General features: G+C 37.4%; 18 protein-coding genes. 16 read left to right on the top strand and 2 right to left on the bottom strand.

Going from position 1 to position 21,356, the window contains the following annotated elements; translation table 11 throughout:
* The first annotated feature begins 3 nt into the window (after positions 1-3).
* The 15 genes from secD (at position 4) to QBE53_10090 (ending at position 19,341) form a co-directional block, all read left to right on the top strand.
* Positions 4-2,163: a protein translocase subunit SecD gene (gene secD, locus QBE53_10160; GenBank protein WZL80169.1), complete on the top strand. Its 2,160-nt coding sequence runs from the start codon at positions 4-6 to the stop codon at positions 2,161-2,163.
* Between the two features lie 9 nt (positions 2,164-2,172).
* A complete protein-coding gene (gene recJ, locus QBE53_10155) occupies positions 2,173-4,275 on the top strand; it encodes a single-stranded-DNA-specific exonuclease RecJ (protein ID WZL80168.1) in 2,103 nt (700 codons plus the stop codon).
* 25 nt (positions 4,276-4,300) lie between these two features.
* On the top strand, positions 4,301-4,813 hold the full coding sequence (locus QBE53_10150) for an adenine phosphoribosyltransferase (GenBank protein ID WZL80167.1): 513 nt from the start codon (positions 4,301-4,303) through the stop codon (positions 4,811-4,813).
* Positions 4,814-4,956: 143 nt separating this feature from the next.
* A complete protein-coding gene (locus QBE53_10145) occupies positions 4,957-7,194 on the top strand; it encodes a bifunctional (p)ppGpp synthetase/guanosine-3',5'-bis(diphosphate) 3'-pyrophosphohydrolase (protein ID WZL80166.1) in 2,238 nt (745 codons plus the stop codon).
* The gene (hemZ, locus tag QBE53_10140) at positions 7,195-8,673 is read left to right on the top strand and encodes a coproporphyrinogen dehydrogenase HemZ (GenBank protein WZL80165.1); all 1,479 of its coding nucleotides are present in this window, start codon (positions 7,195-7,197) and stop codon (positions 8,671-8,673) included. It abuts the gene before it with no gap.
* Positions 8,674-8,731: 58 nt separating this feature from the next.
* Positions 8,732-10,207, top strand: a complete 1,476-nt coding sequence (gene zwf / locus QBE53_10135) for a glucose-6-phosphate dehydrogenase (protein WZL80164.1) — start codon at positions 8,732-8,734, stop codon at positions 10,205-10,207.
* A gap of 29 nt (positions 10,208-10,236) precedes the next feature.
* The gene (locus tag QBE53_10130; protein WZL80163.1) at positions 10,237-10,869 is read left to right on the top strand and encodes a cyclase family protein; all 633 of its coding nucleotides are present in this window, start codon (positions 10,237-10,239) and stop codon (positions 10,867-10,869) included.
* 114 nt (positions 10,870-10,983) lie between these two features.
* The gene (locus QBE53_10125) at positions 10,984-12,042 is read left to right on the top strand and encodes a nitronate monooxygenase (protein WZL80162.1); all 1,059 of its coding nucleotides are present in this window, start codon (positions 10,984-10,986) and stop codon (positions 12,040-12,042) included.
* A 74-nt stretch (positions 12,043-12,116) separates the two neighbouring features.
* Positions 12,117-13,415 (top strand): glucosaminidase domain-containing protein, encoded by a 1,299-nt coding sequence (locus QBE53_10120; protein WZL80161.1) that lies wholly within the window; start codon positions 12,117-12,119, stop codon positions 13,413-13,415.
* Between the two features lie 315 nt (positions 13,416-13,730).
* The gene (locus tag QBE53_10115; protein WZL80160.1) at positions 13,731-14,147 is read left to right on the top strand and encodes a bacteriohemerythrin; all 417 of its coding nucleotides are present in this window, start codon (positions 13,731-13,733) and stop codon (positions 14,145-14,147) included.
* Positions 14,144-16,114: a threonine--tRNA ligase gene (gene thrS, locus QBE53_10110; protein ID WZL83295.1), complete on the top strand. Its 1,971-nt coding sequence runs from the start codon at positions 14,144-14,146 to the stop codon at positions 16,112-16,114. The genes QBE53_10115 and thrS overlap by 4 nt, the downstream gene beginning before the upstream one ends.
* Entirely contained in the window at positions 16,115-16,690 is a 576-nt protein-coding gene (locus tag QBE53_10105) for a chromate transporter (GenBank protein WZL80159.1), read from the top strand.
* Positions 16,683-17,246: a chromate transporter gene (locus tag QBE53_10100; protein WZL80158.1), complete on the top strand. Its 564-nt coding sequence runs from the start codon at positions 16,683-16,685 to the stop codon at positions 17,244-17,246. The genes QBE53_10105 and QBE53_10100 overlap by 8 nt, the downstream gene beginning before the upstream one ends.
* Before the next feature lie 14 nt (positions 17,247-17,260).
* Positions 17,261-18,406 (top strand): iron-containing alcohol dehydrogenase, encoded by a 1,146-nt coding sequence (locus QBE53_10095; protein WZL80157.1) that lies wholly within the window; start codon positions 17,261-17,263, stop codon positions 18,404-18,406.
* Entirely contained in the window at positions 18,403-19,341 is a 939-nt protein-coding gene (locus QBE53_10090) for a hypothetical protein (GenBank protein ID WZL80156.1), read from the top strand. The genes QBE53_10095 and QBE53_10090 overlap by 4 nt, the downstream gene beginning before the upstream one ends.
* A 5-nt stretch (positions 19,342-19,346) precedes the next feature.
* Here QBE53_10090 and QBE53_10085 read toward each other — a convergent pair whose 3' ends face one another.
* Positions 19,347-20,126, bottom strand: coding sequence for a hypothetical protein (locus QBE53_10085; GenBank protein WZL80155.1), 780 nt, complete (start codon positions 20,124-20,126; stop codon positions 19,347-19,349).
* Between the two features lie 82 nt (positions 20,127-20,208).
* A complete protein-coding gene (locus tag QBE53_10080; protein WZL80154.1) occupies positions 20,209-20,655 on the bottom strand; it encodes an Rrf2 family transcriptional regulator in 447 nt (148 codons plus the stop codon).
* Positions 20,656-20,812: 157 nt separating this feature from the next.
* Between QBE53_10080 and QBE53_10075 the strand changes: the two genes are divergently transcribed.
* Positions 20,813-21,355 carry a hypothetical protein gene (locus QBE53_10075; GenBank protein WZL80153.1) on the top strand — a complete coding sequence of 181 codons (543 nt, stop codon included), beginning with the start codon at positions 20,813-20,815 and terminating at the stop codon, positions 21,353-21,355.
* Position 21,356 lies beyond the last annotated feature (1 nt).

Genomic DNA, 21,356 nt, shown 5'->3' with positions numbered 1-21,356 from the left:
TTTATGAAGGGGAAAAGCCTTGTAGCGCTTTTGTTATCTTTATTAATTATCGCAGGAGGACTCTTTGTTGCATTTAATGGTGTCGGAAGCAATGCGATAGGAAGTGCAAAAGACATCAATTTAGGTTTGGATTTAGCAGGTGGTGTAAGTATTACATATTCCACAATTAAGGATGAACCAACTGATCGTGAAATGAATGATACAATTTACAAGTTAAATCAACGTATTACTGGAAGTGGATATACAGAAGGTGAAGTATATCGCGAAGGTAAACGTCGGATTAACGTGGATATTCCAAATGTATCTGACCCAAATAAAGTTCTTGAGGAACTTGGAAAACCAGGTGACTTAAAATTTGTAGATATGGACGGTGTGGTGGCAATCACAGGTAGTGATGTTAAAGATGCCAATGCAGCAAGTAATCCAGATGGATTTGGATATGTGGTTATTCTTGATTTAAATGCGTCAGGAAAAGATAAGTTTGCTGTTGCTACTGCAAATAATGTCAATAAGCCTATTAATATTGTCTATAATGGCGAAACGATTATGTCACCTACGGTAAGTACAGCAATAACCGATGGTGTAGCCACAATTTCAGGAATGGCAACGATTGATGATGCAAATGAACTAGCAACCTATATTCGTATTGGAGCATTACCTCTTGAGCTTAAAGAACTGCGATCGAATGTCGTCGGAGCTAAGATGGGTAAAGATGCTATTGATACATCGGTCAAAGCCGGCTTAATTGGAATTTTGCTTGTCTTTGCATTTATGATTTTCTATTATCGTTTGCCTGGATTAGCATCCGTTCTTGCTTTAGCTTTTTATGCGTCTTTGGTAATTATTGTTTTATCCATTACAAATATGACCTTGACATTACCTGGAATTGCCGGGATGATTTTGTCGGTCGGAATGGCCGTGGACGCCAATGTTATTATATTCTCAAGGATTCGTGAAGAATTAGAAGTCGGCAAAACACTTCGAGCGTCTGTAAGTGCCGGATTTAGAAAAGCTAGAACGGCGATCGTTGATGGAAATATTACAACATTGATTGCGGCAGCTGTACTGTATATTATGGGGACAGGAACGATTCGAGGATTCTCCCAAACCTTAGCTTTAGGTATTATTATTTCCATGTTTACAGCTTTAGTTGTCACTCGAATAATCTTGATGAGCTTTGTTGAACTTGGAGCTACCAATAAGGCACTATATGGACGGGACTATCATGTTAAAGTCTTTGATATTGTTAAGCGACGAAAAACATGGTTTGCTATTTCACTTGCGATTATTCTTCTTGGATTGATAATGTTGCCTGTTCACAAAGGAACCGATGGTGCATTCTTAAATTATGATATTGAATTTATGGGTGGAACATCGACATTAGTTACAACTAACGAAGTTGTCTATGATACATTGGAAGAATTACAAGAAGGTGTTCGAGACTTAGTCGTCGAAGCAACAGGAGATGATACGCCTCAGATGAATATTGTCAAAGGTATCGACGGGGCTGGACAATTTGTTATCAAAACAAAAGAATTAGACACGGAAACAGGGATGGCCTTGCGTGAAGCGTTAATGGCAAAATTCTCTATTTCTGCTGAGAATATTGAAAGCGAAAATATTAGTGCGACGATAAGTACGGAAATGCGACGCGACGCAATTATTGCAGTAATTATTGCATCCATTGGTATTCTTATTTATATTTCAATGCGATTCCATGATTTTCGATTTGGTGTTGCAGCTGTTATAGCATTGATTCATGATGTGTTTATCGTATTTACAGTGTACTCAGTCTTGTTTATTCCGGTTAACAATTCATTTATTGCGGCCATGCTAACGATTGTCGGGTATTCTATTAATGATACGATTGTCTTATTTGACCGTGTTCGAGATAATCAAAAAACAATGAAACACGGAGATTATCATGGTGTAATCAATACCAGCATCAGCCAAATCATATCACGTTCGGTCAATACATCATTAACAACGTTTATTATGGTTTTTGTATTAAATCTTTTAGGTGTGGCATCGATTCGTGAGTTTGCATTGCCGCTTATGGTCGGAATAATCTCAGGAACATATTCTTCAATATTTATTGCAAGTCCGTTGTGGTATGTTCTTAAGAAAAAAGAAGAAGCAAAGATTCAAAACGCTCAAAAATAAGGAGTATATATGTTAAAACCTTTAATTATTGAAACGACAACAAGTGATGAGCAACATATAAAAAAACTTCATCAAGAATTAAAGGACCAAGGTATTAACAAGAGTGAACTGATTTGCAAACTATTAGTTCACCGTGGGATATATACAGTAGATGATGCAAAGAATTTTTTGTACCCAACGTATCATCTGCTTTATGACCCCTATGGTTTAAAAGATATGGAAAAAGCTGTTATGCTTATTCAGAAGCATATTGATGCAAAAAATAGTATTTATGTCTATGGAGATTATGATGTTGATGGAATAACAAGTACATCTATACTCGTTAAAACATTAAAGGCATGTGGTGCAAATGTAGCATACTATATTCCGGATCGAATTGATGAAGGATATGGTATCAATAAAGAAGCTATTGATTGGATTTATGAGCGTGGTGGCCAGTTGATTATCAGTGTTGATACGGGAATTACTGCCATAGAGCAGGTGGCTCATGCCAAGAATCTAGGGCTGGACATGATTATTACGGATCACCATGAGTGTCAAGAACAAATACCAAAGGCAGATGCAGTGATTAATCCTAAGCAATCCGCATGTAATTATCCATACAAAAACTTAGCCGGTGTCGGCGTGACGTTTAAATTGGCCCAAGCCTTAGGAAAAGTGTATACAATTGATGAAGAATTTTTAGTTGATTTGCTTGAGATTGTTGCGATAGGAACGGTTGCAGATATTGTTCCGTTGATTGATGAAAATCGTATCATTGTGTCCGTCGCATTTGAACGTATACGAGAAAACTTGGAAAAAGATCAAGGAAACAAAGGTTTAAAGGCGTTATTGACATTGGTGGGGGCACATGAACGTCCCTTAACAGCTGGAGTTATTGGGTTTCAAATTGGTCCACGCCTAAATGCAGCCGGGCGATTGGGGGATGCTAAGCGCGGCGTAGAGTTGTTTTTAACGGATTCGGCAGATGAAGCTATGGATATAGCCACAGAGCTGGATATTCAAAATCGAAAACGTCAGGAAATGGAACAACAGATTCTAGAAGAAGCGGATGCGATTATTCAAAAAACACGTAATGTGGAGAATGAAGCGATACTTGTAGTGGCTTCTCATGGATGGCATCATGGAGTTATTGGCATTGTAGCATCTCGATTGACAGAAAAGTATTATCGACCGACCATACTGCTGACCATTCATGAAGGTATTGCCTCAGGCTCAGCACGTAGCGTTGAAGGATTTTCGATTTTTGATGCACTTATGGATTCCAAAGATTTGTTTCTAAAAGTCGGCGGGCATGAAATGGCTGCAGGAATGAGCCTGGATGAAAAAAATATTGAACTTTTGCGTATAAGCTTAAATCAATATGCCCAGAATAATATGAGTGCCACAACCCTTATTCCTAAAGCACGTGTTGAGCATGCGGCGTGTTTAAAAGAGGTAAACGTAGAGTTGATTGAAGAGCTAAAATGTCTTGAACCCTACGGCGCAGGCAACCAGGAGCCACGGTTTTTACTTCAAGGTTACGTAGGTCAAAAACAGCTGATGGGGAAAGAAAAAAAGCATTTTAAAATGCAGTTTTTACAAGAAGAAAACATGGTAGATGTTGTTGCCTTTAATAATGCCCAATATTATGAAGATGTCTATAGTAAAACAGAGATTGAACTAATAGGTACCTTAAATATTAATGAGTGGAAAGGGTACAAAAAACCTCAGATTTTTTTAAAGGGCATGCGATATCTGCCGGAATTTGAGAGCTACCTCAAAGAAGCTACTCAGAAGTTTGAAGCAATAGATAATGGAGATATTGATGATGTGGTTATGGCGTACGATATTCAGTGTAGTCGAAAAGACTGTATTGAGGTGTATCGAAAGCTTCGAACCCTTATGACCAAAAGTGAATGGGCTATGGATGTGTTCAAATTTAATGCTATGATTCAGGACAATCATAAAGACTTAAAGGCATTGATTAAAAGCCGGTTAATCCTAGAAGTATTTCGTGAACTTGGATTGATTGACATAATAAAACAAGACATAGCATGTTATCAAATACAAATGAATAAAACGCAAACAGTTGAATTAGAGAAATCAACGTTGTATAATAAAATATGTTGACTATGAAAAAGATAGGAGATTGGCTATGGATTTAAGAACAGTTATAAGAGATGTCTATGATTTTCCAAAGGAAGGAATTGTATTTAAAGATATAACAACCGTCTTGCAAGATCCACATGCACTGCGAGAGTCTATTGATCAAATGCAGGCACAATTGGATGGAGTTGAGTTTGATTATGTTGTGGGACCGGAATCTAGAGGGTTCATTTTTGGGGTTCCGATTGCTTACAATATGCATAAAGGCTTTGTTCCTGTGAGAAAAGCCGGAAAGCTTCCTTATGAAACGAAACAAAAAACTTATGACTTAGAATATGGAACGGCTACAATTGAAATGCATAGTGATGCCATCAAACCGGGAGATAAGGTTGTTATTATTGATGACTTATTAGCTACGGGTGGGACATCAGAAGCTATGGTTAAATTAATTGAAGATTTTGGAGGCGAGGTGGTTAAGATGGTTTATTTAATCGAATTGTCTTTCTTACCTGGACGCGATAAATTAAAAGGATATAATGTTGAAGCATTGATTACGTATTAGTTTATTCATAGGAGAGCTTATCATTAGCAAGAAGTCAACTAATGCATGAGCTCTTTTTTACTTGCATTTTAGTGCGTTTCTTAATATAATGGAGTATAATACTTTGATGAGTAAATTAGGTCCATAGCCTTAATATACATAAAATGAGACAAGAAAGTGATGATTATATGCCAACAAAAAGTTTTGAGGAATTAATCGTAAAAATAAAAAAGTATCATCCGACAGAGGACTTTGAATTAGTCGAGAAAGCCTATAAATTGGCTGAATCTGCTCATGGAAACCAACTACGTAAGTCTGGAGAGCCATATTTGATTCACCCAATTGCTGTAGCAAATATATTGGCGGAACTTGAACTAGACAAAGAGTCTATAATTGCGGGAATTTTACATGATGTTGTGGAAGATACTGAGTATACGGTTGAAGATATATCTAGAGAGTTTAATGAAGAGATTGCTTTGCTTGTTGATGGTGTGACAAAATTAAGTCAGATAACATATACTTCGGACAAAGAAGAGATTCAGGCAGAAAACTATCGTAAAATGTTTTTGGCCATGGCAAAGGATATTCGCGTAATCTTAATTAAACTTGCAGACCGATTGCATAACTTGAGAACACTAGATTATATGCCGGAACATAAGCAGATTGAAAAAGCAAAGGAAACTTTGGATATTTATGCACCTCTTGCTCATCGACTGGGGATTAGCAAAATTAAAGTCGAGATGGAAGATTTAGCCCTTAAATATCTTGATAAAGAAGCATATTATGATATTGTAGAGAAGATACGAAGAAAACGTTCGGACCGTGAACGTTATATCGAAGATGTTGTTGAAAAAGTCAAGCAAAATTTGGAAGAAGTTGGCATTGAGGCCGAAGTTTTTGGGCGACCCAAACATTTTTTTAGTATCTATAAAAAAATGGTTAGCCAGAAAAAAACCATTGATCAGATTTATGACTTGTTTGCTGTTCGGGCTATTGTAGGAAGTGTCAAAGATTGTTATGGCGTGCTTGGAATTATTCATGAGCTGTATACTCCGGTTCCTGGAAGATTCAAAGACTATATAGCTATGCCAAAGTCAAATATGTACCAATCGTTGCATACAACACTGATTGGACCAGAAGGGGAACCTTTTGAAATGCAAATTCGTACATATGATATGCATCGTACAGCAGAATTTGGAATTGCAGCGCATTGGAAGTATAAAGAAGGGGCTACTGCTGAATCAATGGAAAGAAGCGAGGAGCAGAAGCTGAATTGGCTACGCCAGATTCTTGAATGGCAACGAGATATGTCAGACAACAAAGAATTTATGGATGTGCTAAAAACGGACCTTGATGTCTATAGCGATCAAGTGTATGCGTTCACGCCTACAGGCGATGTCATTAACTTGCCGCAGGGAAGTACACCGATTGACTTTGCATATTATATTCATAGTGCCGTAGGTAATAAAATGGTCGGTGCAAGAGTTAACGGTAAGATTGTCACATTTGATCGAAAGATAAAAAATGGTGATCGTATCGAGATCTTAACATCACAAAACTCAAGAGGACCAAGTAGAGACTGGCTGAATATCGTTAAAAGCTCTCAAGCAAAATCAAAAATAAATCAATGGTTTCGCAAAGAGTTTAAAGAAGAAAACATTAGCAAAGGAAAAGATTTGCTTGAAAAATATGCCAAAGGTAAAGGCCTTCCGCTTCATGACATTATGGAAACAAAATATCAAAAGATTGTTATTCGTAAATATGGCTTTAAAGACTGGGACTCAGTTTGTGCAGCCGTTGGTCATGGTGGATTAAAGGAAGGGCAAATCATTAATCGCTTACATGATGAGTACTTAAAAGACCATAAGGTCGAAGTAGATCCTGAGGAACTGCTTAAAGAGTTCAATGAAAACAATGATAAAGTTACGACAAAAAAATCCAAAACAGGCATTATTGTTAAAGGGATTGAAGACCTAGCAGTTAGATTTTCAAGGTGTTGCACTCCGGTTCCAGGGGATGAAATAGTTGGTTTTGTTACTCGGGGACGAGGAATATCAATTCACCGAACAGACTGCGTTAATATTATTAACCTTACAGACGAAGAACGAGCGCGTCTAATTGATGCAGAATGGCAAATGATTGAAAAAGTGGCCTCGGATATGTTGTACAAGGCTGACCTTCAAATTACGGCAGAAGATCGCAATGGTATGTTGGTCGATGTATCTAAAGTGTTGTCAGATGAAGGGGTTCCGATTCGAAATATGAATGCACGTACGACGAACAATCATGAATCGGTTATCAATATAACCATTGAGATAAAGAATTCAAATCAGCTTAATGTTATAACCAAAAAGCTAAATAACATCATGGGAGTTTATGAAGTGATGAGGACGAATAATTAAATGCAAAGACTACAGGTTTATATCAGCAAAACACAATTTAATAATTTGGCTCATGAATGCTCCGTGTTAATCCACGTCTTTTATCCCAACCATTTAGTTGAATTAACAACAAAAAAAGATCGTTCAGATATTTCAGTAGAAATAGATGGCGATTCTTTTTATATTCGTCTTAATGGGTTAGGAGTAGAGAAACAACAAGATAGCTACGGCTATAAAGTGACAACAGACCTTCGTTATCAAGTGAAGGCGGCTTTGTTTGAATGCTTGGCAAAACGTACGGGATATTCACCAGCTTGGGGGATTTTACAAGGAATACGTCCCACAAAGCTTGTGTTTAAAATAAAAAATGAATTATCACAAAAACAGTCAATCGAGGCGTTGCATGAAGCAATTGAACAAAGATTAACTTCAAAATATAAAGTTTCAAAAGCTATGGCAAAACTGGCCATTGAAGTTGCCTCCTATGAAGAAGGCTACCTTAAAACAGATGAAGACTATTCCTATCCGGTGGCTTCCGTATATGTAGGGATTCCATATTGTCCGACGCGGTGCCTATACTGTAGCTTCCCTTCCAATGGACTTGAAAAATACGAACTAACACATGATGCCTATATGATTGCATTAAAAAAAGAACTCAATGCGATTCTCCCATTAGTAAAAGATACCCATCAGTTAAGTGCCTTATATATTGGCGGGGGAACACCAACAACCCTATCTGCAGAAGAACTACAAGAACTCTTAAAGCATATAGATGGAATTACTCCCTTAAAAGATTACCAAGAAATTACTGTTGAAGCAGGACGACCTGATACCATCACAAAAGAAAAACTTGACGTCCTTAAGCAAATGGGGGTACAGCGAATTTCGATTAACCCACAAACAATGAATCAAGAGACGTTGGACTTGATTGGACGCAAGCATTCAGTTGAATCAATAAAAGATGCATACATATTGGCAAAAGAAGTCGGGATTGAGCGAATAAATATGGATCTGATTTTGGGGTTGCCTAATGAGCATATGAAGCAGATTCGTCAGACCTTTGAAGCGATTCAAGGGCTAAAACCTTCGGAGGTTACCGTACACACGTTGGCGATAAAAAACTCTTCGAGGCTTAAGGAAAAACAAGAAGGCTATTCTATGGCACAACGTGAAGAGATGGAAGATATTTTGGCTTTTTCGCGTCAGGTACTGATTGAACAGATGCATATGCAGCCTTATTATCTCTATAGACAAAAGAATATGGTGGCATCTTATGAAAATATTGGATATACCAGTGAATTTCCATGTTTATACAATATGCAGATTATTGAAGAAGCAATCTCTATATACGCTTTTGGGGCTGGATCAACAACAAAAGTATGTCAGCCAAACGGACGATTGGAACGTGTGGAAAATGTGAAAAATGTTGACATCTACATTGAGCGAATTGAGGATATGATTAAGCGCAAGGGAAGGTACTTCACAGAATTTCAAAAATAGTGTATAATAATCAATAATTGTTATTATATAATAATCAAAAAGACAAGGAGATGTGTCCATGATTAGTGAAATAGGAAATGCAATGGTTATATTTGGAGGAACAGGGGATTTAACAAAAAGAAAACTTGTTCCTGCATTATATAATTTACTTATAGAGGGTCAGCTTCCGGATAATTTTTTCGTTGTTGCAGTAGGACGGCGTGATAAAACAACAGAAGATTTTGTTGATGAAATGGAAGTCGCCTTAAAAGAGTTTAGTCGTAACAGTTATGATGAAAATATATGGTTAAATTTAAAAACACGTATTTTTTATTATCAGCTTAACTTTGATGGAAAAGAAGAGTATTTGGAGTTTGATACGTATTTGTGTAAGCTTGAGCATAAATATGCGACGAAGGGGAATCGGTTATTTTATTTAGCGGTGAGCCCGGAGTATTTTGGTATTATTGTTGAAAAGCTGCATGAATATGGTTTGGCAAGTGATAATGGAAGCTATAAGCGCGTGGTTATTGAAAAACCTTTCGGAAAAGATTTAGCATCGGCAAAAGCGTTGAGTAAGCATATAACCCATGCTTTTGGTGAAGAAAACATCTATCGGATTGATCATTATCTTGGCAAAGAAATGTTGCAAAATATTATGGTTATACGATTTGCCAATGCATTTTTTGAACCCATCTGGAACAATAAATATATTGATCATATTCAGATTACCAGTACAGAAACATTAGGCGTTCAAGAAAGAGGCGGTTATTACGAAAAAGCTGGTGCGATGAAAGACATGCTTCAAAACCACTTGCTTCAGCTTTTAGCGTTGACGGCAATGGAGCCGCCGGTGCATTTAGATACGGAATCCATTCGTGATGAGAAGGTAAAAGTTTTTAAAGGACTAAAGATATATGAAGAAGACGAAGTGGATGACTATGTTGTTCGAGGACAATATGGACCAAGTGATGATGGACAAGTGATTGGATATCGTCAAGAAAACCGTACGGATGATGAGTCAGATATAGAGACATATATCGCACTAAAGATTGAAATCGAAAACTTCCGCTGGTCAGGTGTTCCGTTTTATATTCGAACGGGAAAACGCTTAAAAGAAAAAACAGTTGAAGTTGTCATCCAGTTTAAATCTTTAGCAAAAATTTTATATCTAAAAGAGTTAGATGACATGATGCCCAATCAGCTTATTATTCGAATTCAGCCAACAGAAGGGGTTTTCTTAAGATTTAATGCAAAAAAACCCGGTCAAACCAATGAAATTGTTCCGGTAAAAATGGATTTTTGTCAAAACTGTGAAGTAGGATATAATAGTCCAGAAGCTTATGAACGGCTATTGCTGGATGCAATGAAAGGTGAAAAAACACTGTTTACCCGTTGGGATGAAGTTGAATATTCATGGAGGTTCGTCGATGCTATTCAAAATGCATGGAGTAAAAAGCGTCCGGACTTTCCGAATTATGCTGCAGGAAGCCATGGACCTAAGGCGGCGGATGACTTAATAGAAAATGATGGACGACGCTGGGTGAATGAATAACTATTGGTGCGAATTACAAGGAGGTTATTATGCAAATACATGATATTTCAATGTTGATTGAACCGGAGATGATGGTCTATAAAGATGCGGATATAAAAAAACCGATTTTTGATGTGATTGGAAATCATCAGACAGGCTCTGCACATGAAACCAATGTAACATTGAATATACATACAGGGACACATATTGATATGCCGCTACACATGATTAAGGATGGTAAGACACTAGACACATTTGATATACGCAGAATGATTACGCCATGTAAAGTGTTTGATTTGACGTATTTAGAGAAGAATGTAATCACGGCAGATGATATCAAAGACTTACCTATTCAAAAAGATGATTTTATTTTATTTAAGACACGGAATTCGTTTTATGATAAAAGCCAAGGTTTTGACTATGACTTTGTTTATCTGGATGAAAGTGGTGCGAAGCTATTAAAAACATTGGAAATCAATGGTGTAGGGATAGATACGCTAGGTATTGAACGTGCGCAACCTAACCATATGACACATATTTCTTTGTTGGAAGATGATATAGTGATTTTGGAAGGCTTAGAGTTAAAAGCAATCAAAGAAGGTCAGTATGAACTTATTGCTTTGCCGTTAAAAATCAAAGGCGTTGAAGGCAGTTTTGTACGTGCAGTATTAATTGAAAAATAACATATAGTATCAAATACTACAAGGTGTGTTTTTGAAAATACATCTTGTATTTTTTTATATCCTGTGGTAAACTAATTTTAGTTTGATTATCAAAGTAATAAGCAAGGAGACTATATGAAATTAAATGAACTCAAGATAAAAGATTTGACGTCAAAACTTCCGATTATCCAAGGAGGTATGGGCATTGGAGTGTCTGGATGGAAGCTGTCCTCAGCAGTGGCCAATGCAGGTGGAATCGGTATTATCTCAGGAGCGCAAAGCGGATATCGTGAAAATGATTTTGCAAAAAATACGATTGAATCAAATCTGCGTGCATTTCGTGAAGAAATACGAAAAGCTAAAGAAAACACTAAAGGAATCATCGGTGTGAATATTATGGTGGCTATGAAAAATTATGCGGAATTAGTAAAAGTAGCCGTAGATGAAAAAGTTGACCTGATTATATCAGGTGCTGGATTGCCATTAGATTTACCTGGCCTAGTCGAAGGTTCTGCAACAAAGATTGTTCCTATTGTATCTTCCCTTCGAGCGGCAGAGCTTATTATGCGACGCTGGACAAAAAAGTTTCAAAGGCAACCAGATGCCATTGTTGTGGAAGGACCAGAAGCAGGTGGACATTTAGGATTTAAGCGCGAGGAACTTCTCGACAACTCTGCGCAAGATCTTTATACATTAGTAGCACAGTTAAAAGAGTATCTAGATGAAAAGGAACTTGATATACCGATTATTGCGGCGGGAGGTATATTTCGAGGTGAAGATATTGTAAAGGCGATGGAAGCTGGTGCCAGTGGTGTGCAGATGGCAACACGCTTTGTTGCTACATATGAGTGTGATGCATCCGATGCATTTAAGCAGGCTTATATTGATGCAAAACAAGAAGATGTAGTTATTATGCAAAGCCCCGTGGGATTGCCTGGTCGTGCACTAAGAAATCCTATGTTAAAAACGATCGAAAAAGAAGGGCGCATCCCAGTAAAAAAATGTTATCATTGTGTACATAAATGCGATCCAAAGACGACGCCTTTTTGTATTACGCAGGCGCTAGTAAATGCAGTTAATGGAGATTTAGATCATAGTTTGCTTTTTGTGGGAAGTCGTGTTGCAGAGGTGGATAAAATGCAGTCGGTACAAGAAATCTTTGATGAATTGGTAAATGAGGTTGAAGCTTTATAAAAATTCATATATACTATAAGAAAAGACTTATCTTAAGATAGGTCTTTTAATTTTACGCGAATGGGAGAACGATTATGACAAGATTAAAACGCTTTAGAACGTTTATGTGTATAGTGTTAATTCAAGTCTTGACGGTAGGACAGTTAGCTGCAATGGATGAAGGTATTATAGAAGATTCAATGCAGTCCTACTATTATGAAGCAAAGGAACTGGAAAAACTTGGTGTATTTAAAGGGACAAGTCAAGGGTTTGAACTCTATCGTGAACCTACTCGCTTAGAGGCGCTTATAATGATGATGCGAATGCTGGGACTAGAAGAAGAGGTCTTGGTGCGGGAAGATAGTACAAGCTATTTCTTGGATGTTCCTTCATGGGGCTATGAATATGTGAACATTGCTTTTGAAAAGGGGCTGACACAGGGAACAAGTGAAAGCGTGTTTGGGATGGATCAGACGGTCGATGCAAAGATGTTTTTGACGTTTATGTTGCGTGCCTTGAATTATAATGATAGGGAAGGTGATTTTTCCTACCAAGAAGCTGTAGATTTTGCATTAAACATTAATTTGATTGATACACAACTAAAAGAAGAACTGGAACAAGCATCATTCACACGAAACCATGTGGCAAAAATTGTGTTCAATACGTTAAATACGCCATTAGCCGATGATGAACGCACCTTGTCTCGAGTCTTGATTGATGAAGGGAAGCTAGTACAAGAGGACCAGACAAAAGGTCCGATAGATACTACGCCAGAGGATGAGGCGACGGATGATGTGACGCCAAACGATGAAAATAATGATGAAGAGGTTCAAGATGCTGTTGAGGAATTGACACCTATTATGGGGGAAGCTATTGCTACAGCAAAGCAGCTGGAAAAATATTTATTGAGCAAGAATCCAAACCCTAAAATCAATACATCTGTTCGAGAATTTGCCCAACTATGGATTGATGAAGGGGCACGAGAAGGTGTTCGAGGAGATATTGCTTTTGCACAAGCATGCCATGAAACAGGATACTTTAAATACGGTGGTATCGTTGAACCCCATCAAAACAACTATGGCGGTATCGGCGCCCTTAATGGCAATGCAACAGGGGAAGCAGCTACATTTTCTTCACCTCAAGAAGGCGTACGAGCAAGTATTCAACATCTCAAAGCCTACGCATCAACAAAGGACTTGAGAAATGATGTGGTTGATCCACGATTTGATCTTGTCAGTCGAGGTGTAGCGCCTTATGTTGAAGACCTTGGTGGTAAGTGGGCATGGCCGGGATTTGATAGGTCAAAATACGCAACTTTAGAAGAAGCTTTAGCAGCAAAGGACTCCTATGGTCATACAATTCTAAAAAAATATGAAGATATATTAGATATGTAGAGCATGCAGATTCAAAAAAATTATTCTAAGAAGGAATTGACAAACGAATGAGTTTTGTTATAATAAACATAATATATTAAATCGACGACGAGACGAGTAGCATATGGCGCTTGACAGAGAAGAAACGATTAGCTGAGACGTTTCTCATGACAACATATGTGAAGACTACCTCTGAGAGACCTTAATCCGGTTCGGTAACGCGTTATAGTTATAATGAAGTGGTTTTCAACAATTAGGGTGGAACCGCGGGAATATCTCGCCCCTTGCATATTTAAATGTGCAAGAGGCGTTTTTTATTTTATAGGAGGAAAGATTATGTTATGGAATGATCGATTTGCATTTGGAATACCTGAGATTGATGAGCAGCATCAGCAATTATTTGCACTTATTGAACAAGTAAATGCACTTGAGCGTGATGTAAAAGATGGTATTGATTGTTATGATGAAGTGTATAATGTATTAAAAGAGTTAGAAGATTACACGGTATACCATTTTGAAGAAGAAGAAAAAGTGCTAAGAAGTGCAGGATATGATGATTTGGCTGCACATCAAAAAGAACATGATTCATTTGTGCTAAAAGTTAAAGAGACATTGACAGAAGATTTGGATTTACGACAAGAAGGGGTTATTCGTGACTTGTCCGAGTTTTTGCTCGAATGGGTGTCGAACCACATATTGTATACAGATGCCAAGTATGTAAGTGTTTTGAACAATAGAAAGAAGGTAGAATAATGAAAGTAACATTAAAAGACGGCTCATTTAAAGAATATAATGAACCAAAGGCGATTATTGATATTGCTGCTGATATCAGCGAAGGTTTAGCACGTGTGGCATGTGCAGCAGAATTAAATGATGAAGTGGTAGATTTACGTACGGTGATTTCAGAAGATGCACAGTTAAACATTTTGACATTTCAAGATGAAGCAGGAAAGCGTGCTTATCGTCATACAGCATCCCACATCATGGCGCAAGCCGTAAAACGGCTATATCCAGAAGTAAAACTTGCCATTGGTCCAGCCATTGATACAGGGTTTTACTATGATTTTGAGACAGAGAATGCTTTAAAAGATGAACAACTTAAAGCAATTGAAGCGGAAATGAAAAAAATTATAAAAGAAAAGCAACCGATTGAGCGCTTTGAACTTCCTCGTAATGAAGCAATTGCACTTATGGAAGAAAAGCAAGAACCATATAAGGTTGAATTGATTCAAGAGTTGGCGGAAGATGCAATTATTTCGTTTTATCAACAAGGTGAGTTTGTTGATTTGTGTGCCGGACCCCACTTGATGAATACGAAAGCCGTTCAATCCTACGCGCTTTTAAGCACAGCAGGAGCTTACTGGCGAGGAGATGAGCGCAATAAGATGCTCTCTAGAATCTATGGAACGGCGTTTAGTCGTAAAGCAGATCTAAAGGACTATTTACATCAATTGGCTGAAGCAAAAAAACGCGACCATAATAAATTGGGACGTGAGCTAGGCATTTTTACAACATCAGATATTGTAGGTCAAGGTTTACCGCTTATGATGCCAAAGGGTGCAAAGCTTATGCAGATTTTACAACGTTATGTTGAAGATATCGAAGAAAACTGGGGTTATGAATTTACTAAGACGCCGATTATGGCAAAATCAGATTTGTTCAAGATATCGGGACATTGGGATCATTATAAAGATGGTATGTTTATCTTAGGAGATGAGGAAAAAGATGAAGAAGTTTATGCCCTTCGTCCGATGACATGTCCTTTCCAATATGTTATTTATAAAGCAACACAACATAGTTACCGAGATTTACCTGTGCGCTTGTCAGAGACCTCAACTTTATATAGAAATGAATCTTCCGGAGAGATGCATGGACTTATTCGACTTCGTCAATTTACCTTGTCGGATGCGCATATTATCTGTACACCGAGTCAGCTTGAACAAGAATTTACAAGTGTCGTAGAACTTCTACAAGAGATTATGCGAGCACTTGGTATCGAAGAAGACGTGTGGTATCGTTTTTCTAAGTGGGATTCAAAGCGTACGGATAAATACATTGATAACCCAGAAGCTTGGGAAAATACACAAAATAGTATGCGAGAAATACTAAATCACATTGGTTTGGATTATTATGAAGCGGATGGGGAAGCAGCTTTTTACGGTCCTAAATTGGATGTTCAGTTTAGAAATGTTCATGGAAAAGAAGATACATTGTTAACCATTCAAATTGACTTTGCTTTAGCAGAACGCTTTGACATGAGCTATGTTGATAGAGATAATGTTAAAAAACGCCCATTTATTATTCATCGAAGCTCTATCGGATGCTATGAGCGAACACTTGCGATGTTAATTGAAAAATATGCAGGAGCATTCCCATTATGGATGGCACCGACACAAGTGAAGTTGTTACCGATATCAGAGAAAAATCATGAGTATGCAGAAAAAGTTGCTCGTAAATTAAAGAGCATGGGATTGCGTGTGGATATTGATATGCGTGCAGAAAAGATTGGTTATAAGATTCGTGAAGCCAGACTTGAACGTTTACCATATCTTGCAATTATTGGACAGGAAGAAGAAGAGAAAAACTGTGTGAGTGTCCGAAGTCGTGAAAAAGGAGATGAAGGTTCAATTGACTTAGAGACATTTGCAAAACGTCTTGTTGAAGAAAATGCTTCTAAGTATATTTATCATCAACATATGACAGAGGAAGAAGCCGAATAAATGAATAATCATGATCGATCGTTAATACAATTGTTTTTTGCATTTTTAAAGATTGGTCTATTTACAATAGGAGGAGGCTATGCAATGCTTCCTCTTATTCATAAGGAAGTAGTTGAAAAATATGGATGGGCAACGGATGAAGAAATTATTAACTACTATGCAATAGGCCAATCAACACCAGGTATCATTGCTATCAACACAGCAACCTTTGTTGGAGTCAAACAAAAAGGGTTTATTGGAGGCGTGGCTGCAACGTTAGGGATGGTCACACCTTCATGGATTATCATCACACTGCTGGCAAATGTAATCAACACATATAAGACAAATCCCTATGTGGAAAAGGCGTTTATGGGCATTCGCATTATGGTATTGGCATTAATATTGTCTGCTATTATTAAGATGGGACAGAAAGTTCTAAAGACGTTTTCGGATTATTTTCTGTTGGCGATGGGGTTGATTTTTGTTGGGTTTATTGATGTGACACCGATTTATATTATTATTCTTGGTGGAATTTTAGGGATTATTATTCAAACAGCAAAGTCGCGATGGAAAAAAAAGGAGGATATGCATGAGTAATTATCTATACCTTTTTTTTACTTTTTTTCGAGTAGGGCTCTTTACCATTGGAGGCGGATTAGCGGCAATTCCTCTATTGGAAAATTATGCTATCATGTATGGATGGGTTGATGAAAAAATGTTTGCAGATATGATTGCAATCAGTGAATCTACACCTGGACCGATAGGCGTAAATATGGCGACATACGTAGGACTATCCCAGTTGGGATTTGGAGGATCCATTGTTGCGACAGCAGGTATAGTCATGCCTTCGCTTCTAATTATCTACGGGATTGCAAAGTTTTTAAAGGGAGTTAATGAACATTGGATTGTACAAGGTGTTCTAAAAGGGGTTCGACCGACCGTTATTGGTATTATTGGCTCAACACTTCTATCAATTGGGAGAGTAAGTGTTTTAAATACATCTACAGATGTAACATGGAATTCATGGTTTGAACGCATTGATTTTAAAAGTAGTATTCTTTTTTGTATATTTACAATCGCTGTTATGAAAGTTAAAATTCATCCTATCTTTTTTATTATCGCTGCAGGCGCTATAGGTATAATTCTTTTTTAGAAAGGAAGGCAAGCATGAAGTGTGAATGTGGAAGAGAACATGTAGAACGTATTGAAAAAATACAGATTGAACATCATATTGATAAGGTTATCCTTGACGATTTAAAAACTTATGCTAAAGAGGAGGTTATTATTGTTACGGATATTCCGGTTTCAGAAGCATATGTATGCTTAATACATCAATTAAACGAACAAGGCTATACGATACTTAAGCTTAAACGTAACATGGAAGTATTGCCTGACGAACAAGGTGTTGGCGAAATCCTCTTACATACCACAGACAGAACAAAACTTATGGTGGGGATTGGCTCAGGAACCATCAACGATTTGTGCCGATATGTAAGTTATCGTCTAGACATTCCATATTGGATTGTTATGTCCGCGCCGTCAATGGATGGATATGCTTCCACAGCTTCACCAATTCTTGTCCAAGGGTTTAAAAAGACCTACTATTGTCATGTCGCAAAGCGGATATATGGAGAAAAAGATGTGATTAATCAAGCGCCCAAAGAGATGGTGGTGGCTGGATTAGGGGATTTATTGGGCAAGATAACGGCGCTGACGGACTGGAAGATGAGTCATATTATTCATGGGGAATATTTTTGTCCTAGAATTTATAAGGGAATGTATGCATACATTGATGCCTTAATGCAACACTTAATTATATCAGATGAAGGGTTGCACTATGGCGGCACTACAGAGCAACAACTTGGAGAGTTTATCAGTGAAAGTTTAATACAGTCAGGTATTTATATGTATTACGTAGGCAATTCTAGACCGGCTTCAGGTGCAGAACACCTTATTAGTCATACACTTGAGATGAAAGCTATAGAAGAAGGGCGAAAAGTTGACTTTCATGGAATTAAAGTGGGGATGGCAACCCAAGATGTATTAAAGTTATATCAAGGTCTCTATGAGGATATGGATAAAGTCCAGGTACACTATCAACTAACAGATCAACAGGTCTTAGAATTAAGACATGCCATTAATAAGGCGCTAAGTTATGAGAAACTTGTTAAGGACTATCAGAAATTGATTGTGCATATTCGAGAAAAATATTCAAAAGATCAAATAATCTATGCAATGAAGCAAGGTCCGATTATTCGAGAGCGATTTACAGTATTATCTGTGTGTAAGGCGCTTGGATGGGAGATGCTATGATACTTTTAGTTGAACGATTACTACCGATTATTATTATGATAGGTATTGGTATATTTGCACGAAGAATCAAGCTATTTGATACGGTGCTTATCGAAGGACTTAAAACAATTATTGTGAAGATTGCCTTGCCGGCAGTTTTATTCGGGGCTTTTGCTACAGTTCACCTTGAAATCAGCTACATTTGGATCTTTGTTCTGGTATTTCTATTATGTTGCCTTTTATATGGAATGGGAGAACTTCTACACAAAAAAACACCCAGTCTTTTTCCGGAACGCTTTACTTCAGGTTTTTTTACAGGCTTTGAATTTGGTATGATTGGGGTTGGGCTTTTTAGCGCTATATGGGGTGTCGAGCACCTTGCTACAATTATGTTAATTGGTTTTGGACATGAACTATTTATTTGGTTTGTCTATGTGCCACTATTGGAAAATAAAGATAGACACACGTTTCAATTTAAAAAAACGCTGGTCGCTTTTTTAAAGACACCAACGATTATTGCAATATTTTTAGGGATTGTATTTAATTTAAGCGGCATGTATATCCCCTTTGGATTAACAGCCCTTGGGGCAGGGGTCTATGCTACACTAGCCATGATTACGCCGCTGACGTCGCCGTTAATACTTATCGTTATTGGCTATTCGATGACGTTTGAGAAGAGTGGTGCAGCTAAAGTACTTGCATATGTAGGAGGACGAGCTCTTATTGTTGGGATACTAGGAGTGAGTACAATGTTCCTGGCCATTAAGATGTCAGGCATAAGCGACCCAATGTTTGCTCTATCCTTTGTCGCATTTTTATTGTTGCCGCCCCCTTATATATTACCTTTATATATAAGAGAGCAAAAAGAAGCGGAGTTTTTTAGTCAAATGCTTGTCTATAGTACGGTTGTTTCGTTTGTGGGATATATTCTTGTCATGACTTTTTGGTCTCTTTAGAGTGACTATGAATTTTGCGCAAGTTCCATGCGGTTTAGATAGTCAAGAACAATGGAGCCATAGGGGACTTTTTTGTCAATGAGACCTTGTGTACCAAACATAACATTAAACTCAAAAATATAGTATTTTCCATTGACATATGCAACATCAAACCCTGCATGGTTGATACCAAGAGAAATGGCAATTTGTGAGACAATACGAATCGCTTCGATGGGGATCGGATCATAGGAGATTTGTCCCCCTTGAGCGACGTTGTTTTTAAAATTGTCTTTTGCAGCAATACGCCAATAGGAACTTACCACTTGATCTCCAATAAAAATAATGCGCATATCCCTGTCAATTGGCAAGTACTCTTGGATATACAATGTATCGGTAAGAGCGCAATAAGCTTTAAAATCATTAAGGTTTTCGATTTTATATACACCTTGACCCATGGAGCTTTTCACTTCTTTAGCAATAAAAGGATAATCAAAATAGGTGAGGATAAATTCTTGATTGTAGTCTGTATTACTAAGTATTTCTGTATAAGGAACAAAGTCAGGAAAGGAAGTCATTAGCACGCGTGTCATCTCTATCTTATTGTGTCCTAGATGATAGGTCGCAAGACTTGGAAAGATTTTTTTATGCAAGCCATAGACTAATGCGTTAACTTGCCAGTAGGGGGGGAATAAAATCCATTCTGCATTACGAACAGATTCGATTTCTTTTAGATATAAATCAGGTTTTAGAAAATGAATACCATTAAAATCATATGTGCGTAACGTATCGAAGCTAATATATTTCATTCAATACACTCCTTATTCTTACTTCAATATAAAAAAACTCTATAACCGTGTAATTATAGAGCTAAAATAAAAAAAAGTCAATTTAAATATAAAACATATAACCGGCTTCGCCATTGTGTTTATCAGCTTCAAGGACAAGCTCTTCCAAAGTGATTTGTTGAAAAAATTGTTGAAGTGTTCGATCAAGTGGTAAATAGATAAGATGTTGAGCAGAGTGTTCGATATGTGCAGCTGATTTTTTTACGGACTCTTTGGTGGTTTCAAATAAAGCCGATTCAATGGGCGATAAAATCTCATAAACATTAATGTGTTTGGGATGACGTGTCAATTTATATCCACCTTGTGATCCTTTTACGGATAATACAATATCTCCTTGCTTAAGTAGGGAAAACACTTGCTCCAGGTAAATCTTTGAGATGTCTAACTCCTCAGAGATGCTAATAACAGTTATGTATTCGTCGTTGGCATAGCGCTTGGCTAAATATATAGTTGCAGCAATGGCGTAACGACCTTTTGCTGAAATACGCATGAAAATCCTCCTTTTTCAAGTTCATATGTTATATCATAGGTCATATTATAGGGTTTGTCAATGACATATTAAACATATATGAATAAAACCTTTAACTTCGTCTAGAAAATAATAAGCGAAACGTGTATAATGAGGGGGAATGCATAGGAGGACAAGAATGAGTGAACAAGAAAAAAATCAACAGATGACCCATGAAATCACACAGATCGGTATGTCGGTGGCAATGCTTATTGCAGGAGGCGTAGGTGTTCTTTTTTTAAGTCGCTTTTTACCAATTCCTGGAACAAAGTATTTGTTTATGGGAGCATATATCGGGTTGGTTATGAGTGCAGTTGTGTATCTTTTTTCTACATCTTATATCATTCTAAAAATTAATGTCGTATTGGCAGGTATATTAAGTGTTATAACGATATATATGGGAATTGCAATATTAATTACTGGTATAGGCACCCAATTAATCTGTAGTATATTTTTACACAAAACCTATCGCGGAATATTTGTAGGAATGACGTATGCTGGGTTAACCGTACTAACATCCATTGTTATTTCAAAGTTTTTTATTGGTGATGCTTTGTTTGTAGCTGTTGACGGGCGGTGGATTGCAGTGACTGTTTTATTAGCTATGCTCCTTGGAAGTATTGGAGGATGGGCTGGAAAGTATATTGGGATGCGAGTAAGATATGCCATAAAAAGGAGATAAA

The sequence above is a fragment of the Vallitaleaceae bacterium 9-2 genome, assembly GCA_038396585.1.
Taxonomy (GTDB): domain Bacteria; phylum Bacillota; class Clostridia; order Lachnospirales; family Vallitaleaceae; genus UBA1351.
The sequence above is the reverse complement of the archived record's forward strand: the minus strand, read 5'-3'. Positions and strand labels throughout refer to the sequence as shown.